This window comes from Candidatus Planktophila lacus, assembly GCF_002288385.1.
In the GTDB taxonomy this organism is placed as follows: Bacteria; Actinomycetota; Actinomycetes; order Nanopelagicales; family Nanopelagicaceae; genus Planktophila; species Planktophila lacus_D.
This window is the reverse complement of record NZ_CP016783.1, coordinates 1,357,396-1,372,948: the sequence shown is the minus strand read 5'-3', so window position 1 is coordinate 1,372,948 and position 15,553 is coordinate 1,357,396. Positions and strand designations below refer to the sequence as shown.

Below are 15,553 nucleotides of genomic sequence, written 5' to 3'. Positions count from 1 at the left end.
CGGAGGGCTCGCATAGCGGCCGAGTGCACCGGTCTTGAAAACCGGCAAACGAAAGTTTCGTGGGTTCAAATCCCACGCCCTCCGCCATTTTTCTCTCGCTGTGGCTGACTTCATAGCCACGATGCGGGCAACCATCTGGCGAGTTTTGCCTCAGAAGCGGACACTTCTCCTTAAGCAAGAACAATCCTTCCAAGGATTGATGGGCTAAAAAGGGGTAGAAATGTCCGGAGTCTTTTCTCCAACACGCGCCAAGATTAAAGAGCGCACGCTGCGCACAGATAAATGGTGGTTGCAACCGGCAATTACCTTTGGAGTTTTATTTAGCTTCATTGTCTATGCAACATTCCGCGCATTCGAAGGTGCGAACTACTACAAAGATCACCTGATCTCTCCTTTCTATTCTCCATGTCTTTCCGAAGCATGCGTACCTGAAGCAACGCTTTTTGGTTGGACTCCAGTTAGCGCAGAAATTTTTAACTTCGCACTTTCACCAGCGTTGATTATTTTGATATTCCCACTTGGTTTCCGTATGACTTGTTACTACTACCGCAAGGCTTACTACCGTGCTTTCTGGTTGTCACCACCTGCATGCGCCGTTGCGGAACCACACAGCAAATACACAGGCGAAACTCGTGCACCACTTATCTTGCAGAACGCCCACCGTTGGTTCTTCTACGCAGGTTTGGTATTTAACGTAATCCTTACTTACGACGCAGTGATTTCATTTAAGAACCCAGCAGGTGAATGGGGCCACATGAGCGTCGGCTCAATCGTTCTTACCTTGAGCGCAACAATGCTCTGGATGTATTCATTGTCTTGCCACACCTGTCGCCACACAATTGGCGGCCGTTTAAAGCACTTCTCTAAACATCCAGTTCGTTACAAGCTTTGGAGTTGGGTCTCAGTACTAAATCATTCACATCAGCAATATGCCTGGTATTCACTTGCCGCAGTTGCCTTTGCCGATATCTATGTCCGCCAAGTTGCAACTGGCGCCTGGACCAACTTCTACTTCTTCTAAGGGATGCCGACTGATATGACAAACGCTCTAGAACGTCACAAATACGATGTCTTGGTAATTGGTGCAGGCGGTGCAGGTCTGCGTGCAGCAGTAGAAGCTCGCGAATCAGGTCTACGCGTAGCAATCATCTGTAAATCACTATTCGGCAAGGCCCACACCGTTATGGCTGAAGGTGGCGCTGCTGCCTCAATGGGTAACGCGAATTCAAACGATAACTGGCAGGTTCACTTCCGCGACACAATGCGCGGTGGAAAGTTCCTTAACCATTTCCGCATGGCAGAACTTCACGCCAAAGAATCGCCAGATCGCATCTGGGAACTTGAAATGTGGGGCGCGCTCTTTGATCGCACCAAAGAAGGAAAGATCAGCCAACGAAACTTCGGCGGACACGAATATCCACGACTTGCACACGTTGGTGACCGTACCGGCCTAGAACTTATTCGCACAATGCAACAGAAGATCGTTGCACTTCAACAAGCAGATAAGCGCGAACATGGCGAATATGAATCACATATCAAGGTTTTTGCAGAACTAACAATTACTGAAATTCTAAAAGAAGATAGCAAGATCGCAGGCGCATACGGTTACTGGCGCGAATCAGGATCTGAAGTTCTCTTCGAAGCACCTGCAGTAATCATTGCAACAGGTGGTGTCGGAAAGACTTTCAAAATTACCTCTAACTCTTGGGAAGGCACTGGCGATGGCCATGCCCTTGCCTTAAAGGCGGGCGCTAATTTGGTTGATATGGAGTTCTTGCAATTCCACCCAACCGGAATGGTTTGGCCACCATCGGTGCGCGGAATTCTTGTTACTGAATCAGTTCGCGGTGAAGGTGGAATCCTTACCAACAACAAGGGTGAGCGCTTTATGTTTAAGTACATCCCAGATGTATTTAAAGATAAGTATGCCGACAATGAAGAAGAAGCCGATCGTTGGTATGTCGATCAAGACAATAACCGCCGCCCACCAGAGTTATTGCCACGCGATGAAGTTGCGCGCGCAATTAACTCTGAAGTTAAAGCAGGGCGCGGCACCGAACACGGCGGTGTATTCCTAGATGTTTCAAAGCGTTTATCTGCCGAAGTAATTAAGAAGCGCCTGCCATCTATGTGGCACCAGTTCTACGAACTAGCTGGCGTGGACATTACAAAAGAGGCGATGGAAGTCGGCCCAACCTGTCACTACGTAATGGGTGGCGTGGAAGTTGAGCCAGATACTGCAGCAGCAGTTGGCGTTCCAGGGCTCTTTGCTGCAGGTGAAGTTGCTGGCGGAATGCACGGTTCAAATCGCCTTGGTGGTAACTCACTTTCAGATCTCTTGGTCTTTGGTCGCCGCGCCGGAATGGGAGCAGCTGCCTACGTTAAGCAGACAACTGCCGCACCTGTATCGGATGCAACTGTTGCAGCTGCAGCAGCGCGCATCGAAGCGCCATTTGCTCGTAGCGGTGGAGAGAATTCATATTCACTCCACGCAGAGCTGCAAGAAGTTACACATAACTTGGTCGGAATTATCCGTACCGGCGCTGAACTAAAGGATGCGATCGAAAAGATTTCTGAAATTAGAAAGCGCAGTGCAAATGTGGCGGTTGCTGGTGGACGCAAGTTCAACCCAGGATTTCACTTGGCATTCGACCTCGACAATATGTTGTTAGTTGCAGAGAGCACCGCCAAGTCTGCAATCAGCCGCGAAGAATCACGCGGTGGTCATACACGTGATGACTTCCCAGGTATGGATTCAGAGTGGCGTCAACATAACCACATCGCATCATTTGATGGCAACCAAGTGAGCGTTCGCAAACAAGAATTGCCATTTATGCCAAAAGAACTCTTCGACCTCTTTGAAGTCGATGAACTTAAGAAGTACATGACACCGGAAGAAATTGCGAAAGGCGGTTCCAACTAATGGCGCGCATAGTAAATCTTCGTATCTGGCGAGGAGACTCAACTGATGGTGGACTTCAAGATGTACAGGTTGAAGCCAACGATGGTGAAGTAGTCCTCGATGTAATTCACCGCGTACAAGCGACCCAAATGGGCGATCTGGCAGTGCGCTGGAACTGTAAAGCCGGCAAATGTGGATCTTGTTCAATGGAGATCAACGGTAAGCCACGCCTTGCATGTATGACACAAGTTGCTGCTTACGGTGATGAAGAAAGAATCACAGTTACTCCGCTACGTGCATTCCCAGTGATTAAAGATCTCGTCACCGATGTCTCTTTTAACTATAAAAAAGCGATGGAGATTCCGGCATATGCACCACCTGCAGATCTAAAGCCAGGGGAAGCACGCATGGAGCAAATCGATGTTGAGCGTTCACAAGAGTTCCGCAAATGCATCGAATGTTTCCTTTGCCAAGATGTCTGTCACGTAGTTCGCGATCATGAAGAGAATAAGAAGTCATTTGCTGGCCCAAGATTCTTTATCCGCATTGCAGAACTTGATATGCACCCACTTGATACCTTGAAAAACCGTAAGCGCACTGCGCAAGAAGAGCACGGTCTTGGAATGTGTAACATCACCAAGTGCTGTACTGAAGTTTGCCCAGAGCACATCAAGATCACCGATAACGCAATCATTCCGATGAAGGAGCGCGTTGTAGATATTAAGTACGATCCAGCTCGTATGTTCGCCGGTCTTCTCAAGCGAGAGAAGCGCAACTAAACCATGAAGTCACTGCTACTTGTCGCGATTGGCGGCGTAGCAGGAACCTTAGTTAGATTCGGGCTTTCAGTTGCGATCCCTGATGATCGCAACGGAACACTCGCCGCCAATTTGCTTGGTGTAGCTCTTGCTAGCGCGCTCTTGGTGTTAATGGAACGTCGAGGTGTTACAGAACTTAGGCATCTATTGTTGCCCGGATTCTGCGCAGGAATGACAACATTCTCTTCAGTTACCGTACAAGTTGTAGAACCGATCACTGGTGGATTTCTATTCTTAATTGAAAACATTGTTTTAAGCCTACTAATCGTGCTTATTGTTCTGCCAGTTAGCCGCAAGTTGATTCCGGTGCGTAGATGAATACCTTATATGTGATTCTTGGCGCCGCAGTTGGCGCACCTGCGCGCTTTGCGATTGATCAATACATTCGCCGCTACACCGACAAGCCATACGGAATCTTTCTCGTAAATGTAATTGGCTCATTTATCATTGGCTTAACTTTTACAAAATCTGAAACCCTTTACGATTTATTGGCCGTTGGCTTTGCAGGCGCATTTACAACTTGGTCAACCTTTATGCTAGATATTTACCTAGGGTTTGAGTTAAAGCGCTATCGCGAGATAACAATTAACTTAGTTATGTCACTCGGCTTTGGCTTAGCTGCCGCTTACCTAGGTTTACAGATAGCTGGTTAATTAACCGAGGATTGAAGCCATCCAAGCTTCAATTGCATCAGGATGGCGCGGAATATCTTCACTTAAGTTGCGGCAACCATCTGCAGTAACAATGACATCGTCCTCGATACGAATACCGATCCCGCGATATTCCGGAGCAAAGAGTTCGTCATCTGGCTGGATGTAAAGACCTGGTTCAACAGTTAGAACCATTCCTTCCTGCAGCACACCATCGCGGTACATATCTTGACGAGCATGTTCGCAATCGTGAACATCCAAACCTAAATGATGGCTAACGCCGTGCAGAGTCCAACGGCGATGCAGACCAACTTCTGGCTTCATTGATTCTTCGGCGCTAACGGTAAGCACGCCCATATCTACTAAACCTTGAGCAAGTACTCGTTGCGCTGCGCGGTTGATCTCTAAGAATTTAACTCCTGGCTTAACCGCAGCAAAACCCGCGAGTTGTGCCTCATAGACCAACATGTACAGAGCGCGCTGTGCAGGCGTGAACTTTCCATTTACCGGCAAGGTACGCGTGATATCGGCGGTGTAATACGAATCCATTTCTACGCCAGCATCAAGAAGCAAGAGTTCACCATTGCGGACTGCTCCATCATTGCGGATCCAGTGCAGCACGCAGGCATGTGAACCAGCTGCAGCGATAGTTGTATATCCAATGTCGTTACCCTCAAGGCGGGCGCGACCAAAGAATGCGCCTTCGACAATACGTTCACCGCGTGGGTGATCAGCAGCTGCAGGCATTGCCGCGATTACATCTGAGAAACCACGACCGGTTGAATCAACAGCGGCCTGCAATTGGCCAACTTCGTACTCATCTTTTATAAGGCGCTGTTCAGATGTAAATGTCTGGAACTCAGCTTCGCGTGCATGAACTGAGATCAACTTATCCATCAAGGCATCTTCACCGCGGATTAACAAAGTTTCCTTGCTAAAACGCAGCAAGCCTTCGATGTTATCTACATTGCGAGTTTCGATCTGATAAACAGTTGCCGCTTCCTCAAGTGTGAAATGGCGGCCGACCCAAAGTTCACCGTATTTACGATCTGTGTAGAAAGCATCACTCTCGCGAGTAGAACGTGGATGCAAGTAAAGATAAGCATCATGTCCGCCCTCAGCTTTTGGCTCTAAAACCAAAACTGAATCTGCAACTGCATCGGCGCCTTGCACGCCGCTGTAATAAGCAAAAGCGCTATGTGGGCGATAGACATATTCAGTGTCATTGGAACGAGTCTTGTAATTTCCGGAAGGAATTACCAAGCGAATATTTGGAAAAGCTTCTGACAAAACTTGGCGACGAGTGAAGGCATATGTCACAACTTCAAGTGGTTGCAGACCTTCGAGGTTTGAAGGAGCCCAGCCGGTGCGCATAAATTCTGCGAACTGCTCAGGAGGTGCAACATCGTATGGACGCGCATTCTTTACTTCTGGGGCTTCAACCTTCTCATTCATAAGACTTAGAGTACATAAGAAGAATTACTTTGTAACTATTTGATAATGGTATTGACCTTGCCCGCATTAGCCGTAGGGTTAAGACACTATGTCGATGGCTACGCGGGAAATTGCTGATTTAGCGCGCGAAATCCGCCTACAAATTCTGCACACAATTAAAGGTGCAGGCATGGGCCATATCGGCGGAGATTTTTCAGTTACCGATATCTTGGCAACTCTCTTCGGTGCAGTTCTTAACGTTGATCCTAAAGAACCAAATAAAGCCGACCGCGATCGATTGATTTTAAGCAAAGGCCATGCCGCTGTTGCGCTTTACTCAACTCTGGCGCTACGTGGATTCTTTCCAGTTGAAGAGCTAAAGACTTTTGCACAACCGTTAAGTAAGTTAAATGGCCACCCTAACCGCAACAAAGTTCCGGGCGTTGAATCAAATACCGGTCCACTTGGCCACGGTTTTCCAATCGCGGTTGGTACTGCTATTGGTGCACAGCTTGCAAAGAATGGGTCGCGCTCCTTTGTAATCATGGGAGATGGCGAACTTCAAGAGGGAAGCAACTGGGAAGCAGCGATGTTTGCTGGCCATCGCAAACTTACAAATCTTATTGCAGTCGTGGATCGCAACGGTTTCCAGCAGGGAAGTCCAACTTCAAAGACAAACGAACTTGATCCGCTAGATAAGAAATTTGAAGCCTTTGGTTGGGAAGTCTGTGTAGTCGACGGACATAACTACGATGCACTTCTTAAAGCTTTCACTGACCCACAGACCAAACCAAGAGTCATAATCGCGCAGACCACAAAAGGTAAGGGCGTGGACTTTATGGAAGGTAAGGCTGAGTGGCATCATAAAGTTCCATCGGCTGAACAATATGAACAAGCGCTCGAGCAGGTAGGCAAGCAATGAGCGAAAAGTTAGAAGAGTTCGATAACCGCATTATCTTTGCCAAGACTTTGATTGCGCTGGCAAATGAAAATCCTAAAATCGTTGTTGTCTGTAATGACTCAGTTGGTTCGAGCAACTTAGGCGAGTTCCGCGATCTATTTCCTGATCGTTTAATCGATGTCGGTATCGCAGAACAGAACATGGTTGGCGTTGCCGCTGGCCTAGCAAACGCTGGATTTACGCCATTTGTATGTGCCGCATCCCCGTTTTTAACGGGTCGTGCACTCGAGCAGATCAAAGCCGATGTGGTCTATACCCGCACAAATGTAAAGCTCTGCGGCATGAGCCCCGGAGTTTCTTACGGCGAACTCGGACCAACACATCATTCAATTGAAGATATTGCTTGGATGCGCGCACTTGATTCACTTCCAATTGTTCTACCTGCTGATGAAGCACAGACTAAAGAAGCTGTGACCTGGGCGGCAAATACAACCGGCCCAGTCTTTATGCGAATTGGCCGATTTAAAGTTCCATCAGTATCGCAAGGACAGAGCCCAGCATTTGTCCCGAATAAAGCGATGCGCATCATCGATGGCAACGACATAACAATTATTGCAACGGGCACACTGGTCTCACGCGCAGTTGCCGCAGCCCACCTATTAAAGAGTGAAGGTATTTCTGCTCGTGTGATAAACCTTTCAACTGTTTCACCACTTGATACCACTGAAATCCTTCTTGCAGCGAAAGAAACAAAAGCAATAATCACCGCAGAAGAATCGGTTACTCGTGGTGGCGTCGGCGGAGCAATCGCCGAGTTTGTGGTCCAGAACCATCCAGTTGCTATGAAATTACTTGGCACAGATACCTTTGCACCAACTGGTTCAGTTTCTTATCTTCTTGAACATTACGGACTTACTGCAGATTCAATCGTTGCCTCTGCTCGAGAACTCTTAAAGCATGGAAAATAGCTCGCCAATAATTCTGGCTATCGATCAAGGCAGTGGTTCCACCAAGGCTCTAGCCATTAATTTAAAGGGCGAAGTTCTTGCCCAAGCAGAGGTAAAGATTGAAACAACTTTTCCGCAACCTGGTTGGGTTGAACAAGATCCCGAAGAAATTTGGCGCTCGGTTATTGCAGCATCACTTCAAATAACGAAAGCTCATAAAATTTCAGCAGTTGGCTTAAGTATTCAACGCGAATCAGTTCTCTTCTGGGATCGCACAACTGGCACGGCGCTCACCAATGTGATCACTTGGCAGGATCGCAGAGCCTCTGATTTAGCGGAAAAATCAGCGAAAAACGCTGCCCGCGCGAAGGAGATAACTGGGCTTGAACTAGACTCCATGTTCTCAGCGCTTAAAGCTCAATGGTTGTTAGAGAACCATAACCTCAACGGGGAAATCTGTATCGGAACTATTGATTCATGGATCGCATTCAAATTAGGCGCCGGCCACATCATCGAATCAGGTAGCGCTAGCCGAACCCAGTTGCTGGATATCAAAACTGGTCAGTGGAGCCAAGAACTTCTCGATCTCTTCAAGATAGATATAAAAACTTTGCCAAAGGTTTGCTCTTCAGATGAGAAACACCTCTGCACAAATATGAAAGAGCTCGGCCTAACTAACGATGTACCGCTTTCGGGCATTATGGGAGATTCGCACGCCGCGCTTTTTGCTCACAAAGGTTGGATCTCCGGTAACTTCAAAGCAACTTTCGGCACTGGTACATCGCTCATGGGTCTTACCGAGACAAATCCACAAACAATTGCCTGGTCACTTGGAGAGAAGATAACTCGAGCTGCAGAGGCAAATATTCTTTCATCTGGCTCGACTCTGGTTTGGTTGGCACAACTGCTCGATACAACCCCCGATGAACTTGCCAAACTTGCACCCGAATCAACACAGCAGGTTGAAATAGTTCCTGCCTTTAACGGTCTTGGTGCGCCTTGGTGGGATCGTGAAGCAACTGGAATCATCGCAGGGCTAACCCGAGGTAGCAGCCGCGCAGATCTTGCAGCAGCCGCACTTAGATCAACCGCTGCTCAAATAAACGATGTCCTCGAAGATTTTGCTAAATCTGGAATCAAAATAGATTCGCTTTATGCCGATGGTGGTGGAGCGCGCAATCAATACTTAATGCAGATGCTCGCCGATCTAAGCGGAAAGAAAATTAAATCTTCACAACTACTTGAACTCTCCGCCTTTGGTGCAGCGATGGTTGCCGCATTAGGTGCCGGCCTTGCCACCATTACAGATATCGAAAAGATTGAACTTAAATACGATGAGTATTCACCGCACCTTTCTGATGAAGAGCGCGAAAAAGCCCTTAAAACATGGCGAAAAGCCTTGGCTGCATCACGCATGAAAGATCGCTAAAGCCCTATTCACCAACTGTTTTAACTCGTAAGATTTCAACAACAACGAAGAAAGAAGGCGCGGAAATGGGAAAACTAACTTACGGAGCAGGCATCTGGGCCTTTGGCCAATTTGTTGATCGCTATGCCGGAGACGGTTACGGCCCAACGCGCACCAGCCAGCAGATGATTGAAGATGCCGCCAAGGTACCTGGCCTAAAGCACCTCGATATAAATGTGCCATTTGATATTCCAGAGCGCACCGCAATTGAGATCAAGAAGATGCTCGATGACAACGGACTTATCTGCCGCGCGACAACTCCACATATCTACATGCGCGAATATGTAAAGGGTTCATTTACCAACCCAGATACCAAACTTCGTTCACAAACTAAAGATCGTGTTCGCGAAGCAATTGCTGCAGCAGAAATACTTGGCGCAACTTACGTAAAATTCTGGCCCGGCCAAGATGGTTTTGATTTCCCACTGCAAGCAAATTACCTGCAAATCTGGGACTACACCATCAACGGTATCCGCGATCTGGCAAATGAAAACCCTAAGGTGCAGTTTGCGATTGAATATAAATGCAAAGAACCGCGCGTACGAATGACTCTGGCAACAGCGGCTAAAACCCTTCTTGCAATCAGCGAGATGAAAGTTGATAACGTCGGAATCGTGATGGACTTTGGTCATTCACTGATGGCGCAAGAGACACCAGCTGAATCACTTCTGCTTATCCATCGCCACGGCAAGTTAGTTAGCGCTGAGCTAAACGATAACTGGCGCGGCTGGGATGATGATCTACCTGTTGCATCAGTCCACTTATTTGAAACTATCGAATATATGTTGGCACTTCGCAGCATCAATTGGACTGATCCAGTGTTACTTGATCAATTCCCATTCCGCGAAGATCCAGTGCGCGCGCTAACTCGCAGTATTGAAATCATTACCTACCTTGAAGAAGTCTGTGATCGCGTTGATATCGCAGCCCTAAATCAGGCTCAGAACTCGCAAGATGCGTTGGCCGCACAGGCGGTTATCTGGGATGCCTTGATGCAGGAGAAGCGTTTCACGCGGTAGTCATCTACCTGTAAACTCACACCTGTACTTGGAGACGTCGCATAGCCCGGTCGAGTGCGCCTCACTGCTAACGAGGTAAGGGGTTAAACCCTTCAGGAGTTCAAATCTCCTCGTCTCCGCTCTCAGGGATTCTTCATCTAACTTGTGTAGTCTCCCGCGAATGAAGCGTAAAAAATCTGCCGTAATCGTTGCAACAACTGTCTTAGTTCTATTAGGCACCGCAGCTTTAGCCGCCGAAAGTGCTGTCTCATCAAAGATTGAATCCCGTGTACAACAACAGCTTCCAAGCGCCTCAGGAATAAGCGCCTCTGTGCCTCTAACAGATTTGCCGAGTATCTTAAACTCAGATTTAATCAAAGAGGTAAAAATCGATATTGCTGACTACACGTTGAAGAGCAGTGGCAGAAAATCCTCAATAGAAATTTCTGCGAAAGAAATTAGTAAATCTTCATCCACGCGGATCGGATCTTTGGAAATCAAAACAACAGTCGCTATTTCACAGCTACTAGCTGAATCTGGTTTCAACGATGCGGAAATAGTTGATAATGCTTTGCAAATATCAGTTGGAGCAGGTGGGCTTGGTAAAGCATTAATAGTTCCGCAGTATTCAAACAATCAGATTTACTTACAGATAAAAAGTGTTTCGATAATGGGCAGTCCAATTCCAGCCTCATCGCTTCCCGCAGACATTCAGGAGCAAATCAAGAGTCGAACTGTAAAGGACTTAAGGGTTCCAGCGGGCTTAAAAGTTAAATCTGTATCCATCGGGCCAAAAGGACTTTCGGTAAGTTTTCAAGGAACCAACATTAATTTAAGAAGCCTTGCTTTATCTCTATAGGGGGCGCCTTGCTAATTAGCGCTAATGTGTAAACGATATAAATTCACTTTCTGGAATCTTTCACTTTCTATAAATTTCGCGCCGGTGGCCAATATCGATTACAAGAACTACAAGGATGCTTTTCTGGATTTCATAGATTATTCGAAAGTCTCCGACCCTTATTCTGTAGCCATTTCTCCCTGAAAGCTTCTTAGCCTTAGGAGGGATTGGGTTCTCCGAAAGCAAAGAAAGGGCGATGTCGATCCGTCGTTTATCGCTGAGATTTAACGTTTTCAGAAACTTGCGTGGGGTTTTTTCGATTCTTAAGGTGAACTCGCTCAAACCAAGCCAAGTTCCTTACGTGCATCTTGCCAAAGCGTTGAATCTTCACGTCTGGCTTTAGCGGCATCATAGGCGGCGATATCTTCAAGTTCTTCCATGGCGTCAAGCATTTTTTCGTAAAGTGAGGGAGAGAGCAGCACTGCAGCTTCCTCACCATGGCGAGTGATAAGAATTGGCTCTTTCGCTGATTTATCCACGAGCGTGGGCAACTCACGACGAGCATCGGTTAAGGGAAATGACTTCATAAATAAAGTGTACATAAAAACCTTAAAAATGTACAGAGATGCCAGTAGCCATGAATAGAATAGGCACATGCAAAATTACAAAGTAGCGATCGTCGGTGCAGGTCCGGCCGGCTACTTTGCGGCGCAAGCACTTCAGAATCTGCAGACCGATGATCTGCAATTTTCCATCGACATGATTGAACGCCTACCAACCCCATGGGGATTGGTTCGCAGTGGTGTGGCACCCGATCATCCAAAGATCAAAACGGTGGCGAAAGTCTTTGAAAAGATCGCTACCGCTGGAAACTTCCGCTTATTTGGCAACGTTGAACTTGGCACCGATGTTTCGATCGAGCAGTTAAACGAAATGTATGACGCAGTTGTTATTGCAACAGGTTCAGCAGTGGGCAAAAAGCTTGGCATTCCTGGAGAAGATCTACCAGGATCGATATCTGCGGCTCACTTTGTACCTTGGTATAACGCACACCCAGACTTTGCAGATTTCAAAATTAATTTAAATTGCACCACTGCAGTTGTGATCGGTGCCGGAAACGTGGCCATGGATGTGGCGCGTATGTTGGCGCTTGAACCAAGTGAGCTAGACCCAACGGATACTGCAGATCACGCGATTGCAGTGCTTAAAGAATCCTCGATCCGCGAAGTTGTGATTAGCGCTCGCCGCGGACCAGAACATGCTGCCTTTACATCTCCTGAACTTCGCGAACTTCCGAAGTTAGAGCACACCAACGTTTTGATGGCTAATTCGGATATCGAAGCCGCGATTTCTCGAGCAGGGGATGAGATCGAGAAAGACACCAAGAGCAATCTTGATGCGATGTTGTTGATCTCTGAAAAAGAGGCGACAAACCACGACCGCACAATGAAGTTTCAATTCCTTGCTACACCTGTTGAATTTAAAGGAAATGGAAAAGTGGAAGAAGTTATTTTCCAAAAAACCGGCAGTGATGAGAGATTTAGTATTAACTGCGGGTTAGTTATCACTGCAATTGGCTATGAAGCAGCGAGCATCCCTGGCATTCCTTACGAGCGCGGGAAAGTTGTAAATAACGAGGGCCGCGTAAATGAAGGCATGTACGTAGTTGGGTGGGCAAAGCGCGGACCATCAGGTGTAATTGGCACAAATAAATCAGATGCTGCAGATGTCATGAAGTTATTAGTTGAAGATTTAAAGGGTGCAAAAAACGGTGGCGATATCGCAGATATTTTGCCCGCGACCAAAGTCATTTCGCAGTCCCATTGGGAGGCAATTAATGCCGCTGAAGTAGCGGCGGGAGAGCCGTTGGGCAAACCCCGCCTGAAGGTCGTTAATAGGGATGAGTTAATTCGAATCGCAAAAAGTTAACCTAATAGCCACTATTTTGTAACCATTCCATTGCATAAAAAACCGTAACTGGTACTTAAATTTGCCCATGAATATTAAATTTAGCAAAATTCTCGGCTTGGGCTCTATAGCTCTAGCCACATCCCTATTGGTTTCATTACTAGTACCCACAGCACAAGCGGCAACATACTCGCTGCCAAATGCACCGACATCTGTCACTTCTAAATTCGGCTCAACAGGCATAGTCGTTCGTTGGACGCCCGCTGACGATGTAACTCCAGCAGTTACTGGATATGTTGTTTCGGCTGGCGCCGGATCATGTCCAGTCTTTGTTCCAGCAAAGAAGCGCGGCAATATCGTCTTGATGCCGGTCGTTGTTGGTCAACCTGCAGGTACTCCAGTTGTTCAGGCAGTAAATGCTTACGGTTTCTCTAAACCAACTGCATCAACAACTAGCTACACCGCTGCTCAATTGGCGAAGGTTGCATCATCTAGCAATAAGAATGTGCAATTACTTCAGCTAAGTGATTTACACGGTGCAATCGAAGTTGGTAACTCATTTGGTACAGCGCTGCTCGCTAGCAACTGGGATGCAGACCGCAAGGCATCTGCAGCAACTGTTGCGCTGTCTTCAGGTGACAACATCGGTGCAGCGCCACCTATTTCAACTGAGTTTGAAGAGATGTCGACCATCGAATCTCTAAACCTAATCAAGCTCGATGTTTCAGCGTTTGGTAATCACGAACACGACCGCAACCTTGAGCACGTTCAGAAAGTAATTGGCGCATCAACTTTCCAGTGGGTCACTGCAAACTATGGTGATGAGTCACTAAAGGTTCTTAAGTCAGGTACCAAAGAAGCAAAGGCATACACAATCATTGAACGCGGTGGCGTAAAGATTGGCGTAGTCGGAGCAAATACACCTGAAACAATTGAACAAGTTTTCCCAGGTAACCTGGATTACAAGGATTCAGCAGGCGCTAAGAAGACGATTCAAATCGAACCAGGCGTGGCTGGAATCAATAAGGCTGTAGCCGAAGCCCGCGCCGCAGGTGCAGAAGTAGTGGCAGTTTTGATCCACCAGGGTTGGACTGAGAACTCAGATGGCGTAGCGAAGGGTCTTTACAACAACCTTGCTGCAGAGATTAAGGGTGCAGATGCTATTTACGGTGGCCACAGCCACCAAACTTTCTCAACCTTGATTCCTTCGACAGCTCGTAATGCTACACCGGTACTACTTGGCCAAACGCGTAACGCAGGCGTTGAGTACACACGATCACAGATCTGCTTAAAGGCTGGCAAAGTTGTTGGATCTTCATTGCAGCACGTACTAAAGGCTGCGGCGCCAACGATAAACACTGGAGTTGTAAGTACTGTAACAACTCAGGACACAGCAGGTGCTGCGCTAGTTAAGAAGTACAAAGATCAACTAACAGGAAAGCTTGATGTAAAGATCGGTCAAGTATCCGCAGTATTCCCACGCGGAGGTACTCCAGCGGTTGAACGTTCAGGTGAGAACCCAATGGGTAATTACATCGCTGACTTGCTACGCGCTAAGTACAAGACAGATATCGCAATCACAAATGGTGGCGGTATCCGCGATACATTCCCAGCCAAGACCTACATCCCAGCTAACACAGCACTTGTTCGCACAGGCTCTGGTCCACTGGATGTAACTCTTGGTGATGCGTTAACTGTTTACCCATTCGGTAACCAGGTAGCAACAACTGTTGTTACAGGCACAAATCTTTGGAAGGCGCTGGAGAATGGCGTTGGCGGAAACTATCCAGCCGATGGTCGCTTCCCACAAGTTTCAGGTATCAAGTTCTCATTCGATTCTTCAAAGCCAGTAGGTAGCCGAATCGTTGAAGTAACAAAGCTTGATGGAACTGCAATTGCTAAAGACAGCAAGGAATACACACTTACAACTCTTGACTTCATCATTTACGGTGGAGATGGATATCTGGAAGTGTTCTCACCTGCAAAGGCGAAGGTCTACGGAGCGCTACTTGATGTATTTGTAGATGCACTGAAGGCAGATATGGCCGCCGGAAAGGTCACACAACTTCCTGTACTTGATGGGCGAGTAAAGAAAGTTGGCTAATAAGTAAGCAATAACGTAAAGGGCGCTCGAGTAATCGGGCGCCCTTTACGCTTGTCTATAAGGGTTTTAGCCCATTTGGGTGATGTATCAAAAGCGGGTATTATTCAACTTCACTACCAATTAAGCGTGCGTAGCTCAACGGATAGAGCATCTGACTACGGATCAGAAGGTTAGGGGTTCGAATCCCTTCGCGCGCACGAGATGAGCCTTTCGGTGCCTTTCACACCGGAAGGCTTTTCTTTTTATTCATCCTGAAAAGGGATAACGTTCGGCTATGAGCAAAGTCTTTCTATTCGTTGAAGTAAATGTTAAACCGGGCCAATTTGATGAGTTTGTTTCAAAACTCAAGAGCCATATCGCGGTTATCCGAACTGAGGCTGGTTGCGAATTTATTGATATCTACCGCGATACTCAAAAGCCAGATGTTGTAAATGTCTGGGAGATCTGGAGCGATCGCCCATCTTGGGATGCCCACATGGTCAACGAAAACAGCAAGGCATGGCAGGCGATTGGCCCGAACTATGTCTTCGGCGAGACTATTACCCTTATGGATGCCCTCTAGAAATTAGCTGTGACCTGTCTTAG

Annotated in this window: 16 protein-coding genes and 3 tRNA genes; 16 read left to right on the top strand and 3 right to left on the bottom strand. The window is 47.2% G+C overall.

The annotated features are described in order from the left end of the window. Window position 1: 1 nt before the first annotated feature. The 6 genes from A1sIIB60_RS07005 (at window position 2) to A1sIIB60_RS06980 (ending at window position 4,373) form a co-directional block, all read left to right on the top strand. Window positions 2-87 (top strand) — tRNA-Ser (locus A1sIIB60_RS07005). A 133-nt stretch (window positions 88-220) separates the two neighbouring features. Next, window positions 221-1,021: a hypothetical protein gene (locus A1sIIB60_RS07000; RefSeq protein ID WP_095671732.1), complete on the top strand. Its 801-nt coding sequence runs from the start codon at window positions 221-223 to the stop codon at window positions 1,019-1,021. Window positions 1,022-1,036: 15 nt separating this feature from the next. After that, the gene (locus A1sIIB60_RS06995; RefSeq protein ID WP_095689572.1) at window positions 1,037-2,923 is read left to right on the top strand and encodes a fumarate reductase/succinate dehydrogenase flavoprotein subunit; all 1,887 of its coding nucleotides are present in this window, start codon (window positions 1,037-1,039) and stop codon (window positions 2,921-2,923) included. Further along, the gene (locus tag A1sIIB60_RS06990; RefSeq protein ID WP_095677788.1) at window positions 2,923-3,681 is read left to right on the top strand and encodes a succinate dehydrogenase/fumarate reductase iron-sulfur subunit; all 759 of its coding nucleotides are present in this window, start codon (window positions 2,923-2,925) and stop codon (window positions 3,679-3,681) included. The genes A1sIIB60_RS06995 and A1sIIB60_RS06990 overlap by 1 nt, the downstream gene beginning before the upstream one ends. A gap of 3 nt (window positions 3,682-3,684) precedes the next feature. After that, on the top strand, window positions 3,685-4,038 hold the full coding sequence (locus A1sIIB60_RS06985; protein ID WP_095677787.1) for a fluoride efflux transporter FluC: 354 nt from the start codon (window positions 3,685-3,687) through the stop codon (window positions 4,036-4,038). Further along, window positions 4,035-4,373 (top strand): fluoride efflux transporter FluC, encoded by a 339-nt coding sequence (locus A1sIIB60_RS06980; protein WP_095677786.1) that lies wholly within the window; start codon window positions 4,035-4,037, stop codon window positions 4,371-4,373. The genes A1sIIB60_RS06985 and A1sIIB60_RS06980 overlap by 4 nt, the downstream gene beginning before the upstream one ends. Here A1sIIB60_RS06980 and A1sIIB60_RS06975 read toward each other — a convergent pair whose 3' ends face one another. Beyond that, window positions 4,374-5,825 carry an aminopeptidase P family protein gene (locus A1sIIB60_RS06975; protein WP_095677785.1) on the bottom strand — a complete coding sequence of 484 codons (1,452 nt, stop codon included), beginning with the start codon at window positions 5,823-5,825 and terminating at the stop codon, window positions 4,374-4,376. Between the two features lie 94 nt (window positions 5,826-5,919). On the opposite strand from A1sIIB60_RS06975, the gene A1sIIB60_RS06970 reads away from it, so the two are divergent. From A1sIIB60_RS06970 to A1sIIB60_RS06945, 6 genes are all read left to right on the top strand, one after another. Continuing rightward, complete coding sequence (locus tag A1sIIB60_RS06970; RefSeq protein WP_095677894.1) at window positions 5,920-6,726, top strand: transketolase; 807 nt, start codon at window positions 5,920-5,922, stop codon at window positions 6,724-6,726. Beyond that, complete coding sequence (locus A1sIIB60_RS06965) at window positions 6,723-7,673, top strand: transketolase family protein (protein WP_095677784.1); 951 nt, start codon at window positions 6,723-6,725, stop codon at window positions 7,671-7,673. The genes A1sIIB60_RS06970 and A1sIIB60_RS06965 overlap by 4 nt, the downstream gene beginning before the upstream one ends. Further along, window positions 7,663-9,081: an FGGY family carbohydrate kinase gene (locus A1sIIB60_RS06960; RefSeq protein WP_095689571.1), complete on the top strand. Its 1,419-nt coding sequence runs from the start codon at window positions 7,663-7,665 to the stop codon at window positions 9,079-9,081. The genes A1sIIB60_RS06965 and A1sIIB60_RS06960 overlap by 11 nt, the downstream gene beginning before the upstream one ends. Then, window positions 9,039-10,139, top strand: a complete 1,101-nt coding sequence (locus A1sIIB60_RS06955; RefSeq protein WP_095677781.1) for a sugar phosphate isomerase/epimerase family protein — start codon at window positions 9,039-9,041, stop codon at window positions 10,137-10,139. The genes A1sIIB60_RS06960 and A1sIIB60_RS06955 overlap by 43 nt, the downstream gene beginning before the upstream one ends. Before the next feature lie 30 nt (window positions 10,140-10,169). Then, window positions 10,170-10,258 (top strand) — tRNA-Ser (locus A1sIIB60_RS06950). A gap of 41 nt (window positions 10,259-10,299) precedes the next feature. After that, window positions 10,300-10,977: an LmeA family phospholipid-binding protein gene (locus A1sIIB60_RS06945; protein ID WP_095677780.1), complete on the top strand. Its 678-nt coding sequence runs from the start codon at window positions 10,300-10,302 to the stop codon at window positions 10,975-10,977. A 60-nt stretch (window positions 10,978-11,037) separates the two neighbouring features. On the opposite strand, the gene A1sIIB60_RS07385 is transcribed toward A1sIIB60_RS06945, so the two are convergent. Together A1sIIB60_RS07385 and A1sIIB60_RS06935 are read right to left on the bottom strand one after the other, a co-directional pair. Further along, window positions 11,038-11,298: a type II toxin-antitoxin system RelE family toxin gene (locus A1sIIB60_RS07385; protein ID WP_095677779.1), complete on the bottom strand. Its 261-nt coding sequence runs from the start codon at window positions 11,296-11,298 to the stop codon at window positions 11,038-11,040. Next, complete coding sequence (locus A1sIIB60_RS06935; protein WP_190276881.1) at window positions 11,295-11,543, bottom strand: type II toxin-antitoxin system Phd/YefM family antitoxin; 249 nt, start codon at window positions 11,541-11,543, stop codon at window positions 11,295-11,297. Before A1sIIB60_RS06935 ends, A1sIIB60_RS07385 begins: the two co-directional genes overlap by 4 nt. A 67-nt stretch (window positions 11,544-11,610) precedes the next feature. Between A1sIIB60_RS06935 and A1sIIB60_RS06930 the strand changes: the two genes are divergently transcribed. The 4 genes from A1sIIB60_RS06930 to A1sIIB60_RS06915 all read left to right on the top strand — a co-directional run bounded on the left by A1sIIB60_RS06930 (window position 11,611) and on the right by A1sIIB60_RS06915 (window position 15,530). Beyond that, window positions 11,611-12,885 (top strand): FAD-dependent oxidoreductase, encoded by a 1,275-nt coding sequence (locus A1sIIB60_RS06930; RefSeq protein WP_095689569.1) that lies wholly within the window; start codon window positions 11,611-11,613, stop codon window positions 12,883-12,885. A 67-nt stretch (window positions 12,886-12,952) separates the two neighbouring features. After that, window positions 12,953-14,968, top strand: coding sequence for a 5'-nucleotidase C-terminal domain-containing protein (locus A1sIIB60_RS06925; protein ID WP_095677776.1), 2,016 nt, complete (start codon window positions 12,953-12,955; stop codon window positions 14,966-14,968). A gap of 124 nt (window positions 14,969-15,092) precedes the next feature. Next, a tRNA-Arg gene (locus A1sIIB60_RS06920) sits at window positions 15,093-15,165 on the top strand. 77 nt (window positions 15,166-15,242) lie between these two features. Beyond that, window positions 15,243-15,530 carry a putative quinol monooxygenase gene (locus A1sIIB60_RS06915; RefSeq protein WP_095689568.1) on the top strand — a complete coding sequence of 96 codons (288 nt, stop codon included), beginning with the start codon at window positions 15,243-15,245 and terminating at the stop codon, window positions 15,528-15,530. Window positions 15,531-15,553: the final 23 nt, after the last annotated feature.

Excerpts from the sequence above, each read along its gene's own strand:
- A1sIIB60_RS06990 (WP_095677788.1), top strand. The coding sequence starts at position 2,923 with ATGGCGCGCATAGTAAATCTTCGTATCTGGCGAGGAGACTCAACTGAT.
- A1sIIB60_RS06915 (WP_095689568.1), top strand. The coding sequence starts at position 15,243 with ATGAGCAAAGTCTTTCTATTCGTTGAAGTAAATGTTAAACCGGGCCAA.
- A1sIIB60_RS06975 (WP_095677785.1), bottom strand. The coding sequence starts at position 5,825 with ATGAATGAGAAGGTTGAAGCCCCAGAAGTAAAGAATGCGCGTCCATAC.
- A1sIIB60_RS06980 (WP_095677786.1), top strand. The coding sequence starts at position 4,035 with ATGAATACCTTATATGTGATTCTTGGCGCCGCAGTTGGCGCACCTGCG.
- A1sIIB60_RS06935 (WP_190276881.1), bottom strand. The coding sequence starts at position 11,543 with ATGAAGTCATTTCCCTTAACCGATGCTCGTCGTGAGTTGCCCACGCTC.
- A1sIIB60_RS06985 (WP_095677787.1), top strand. The coding sequence starts at position 3,685 with ATGAAGTCACTGCTACTTGTCGCGATTGGCGGCGTAGCAGGAACCTTA.
- A1sIIB60_RS06970 (WP_095677894.1), top strand. The coding sequence starts at position 5,920 with ATGGCTACGCGGGAAATTGCTGATTTAGCGCGCGAAATCCGCCTACAA.
- A1sIIB60_RS06930 (WP_095689569.1), top strand. The coding sequence starts at position 11,611 with ATGCAAAATTACAAAGTAGCGATCGTCGGTGCAGGTCCGGCCGGCTAC.
- A1sIIB60_RS07000 (WP_095671732.1), top strand. The coding sequence starts at position 221 with ATGTCCGGAGTCTTTTCTCCAACACGCGCCAAGATTAAAGAGCGCACG.
- A1sIIB60_RS06995 (WP_095689572.1), top strand. The coding sequence starts at position 1,037 with ATGACAAACGCTCTAGAACGTCACAAATACGATGTCTTGGTAATTGGT.
- A1sIIB60_RS06925 (WP_095677776.1), top strand. The coding sequence starts at position 12,953 with ATGAATATTAAATTTAGCAAAATTCTCGGCTTGGGCTCTATAGCTCTA.
- A1sIIB60_RS06960 (WP_095689571.1), top strand. The coding sequence starts at position 7,663 with ATGGAAAATAGCTCGCCAATAATTCTGGCTATCGATCAAGGCAGTGGT.
- A1sIIB60_RS06965 (WP_095677784.1), top strand. The coding sequence starts at position 6,723 with ATGAGCGAAAAGTTAGAAGAGTTCGATAACCGCATTATCTTTGCCAAG.
- A1sIIB60_RS06955 (WP_095677781.1), top strand. The coding sequence starts at position 9,039 with ATGGCGAAAAGCCTTGGCTGCATCACGCATGAAAGATCGCTAAAGCCC.
- A1sIIB60_RS06945 (WP_095677780.1), top strand. The coding sequence starts at position 10,300 with ATGAAGCGTAAAAAATCTGCCGTAATCGTTGCAACAACTGTCTTAGTT.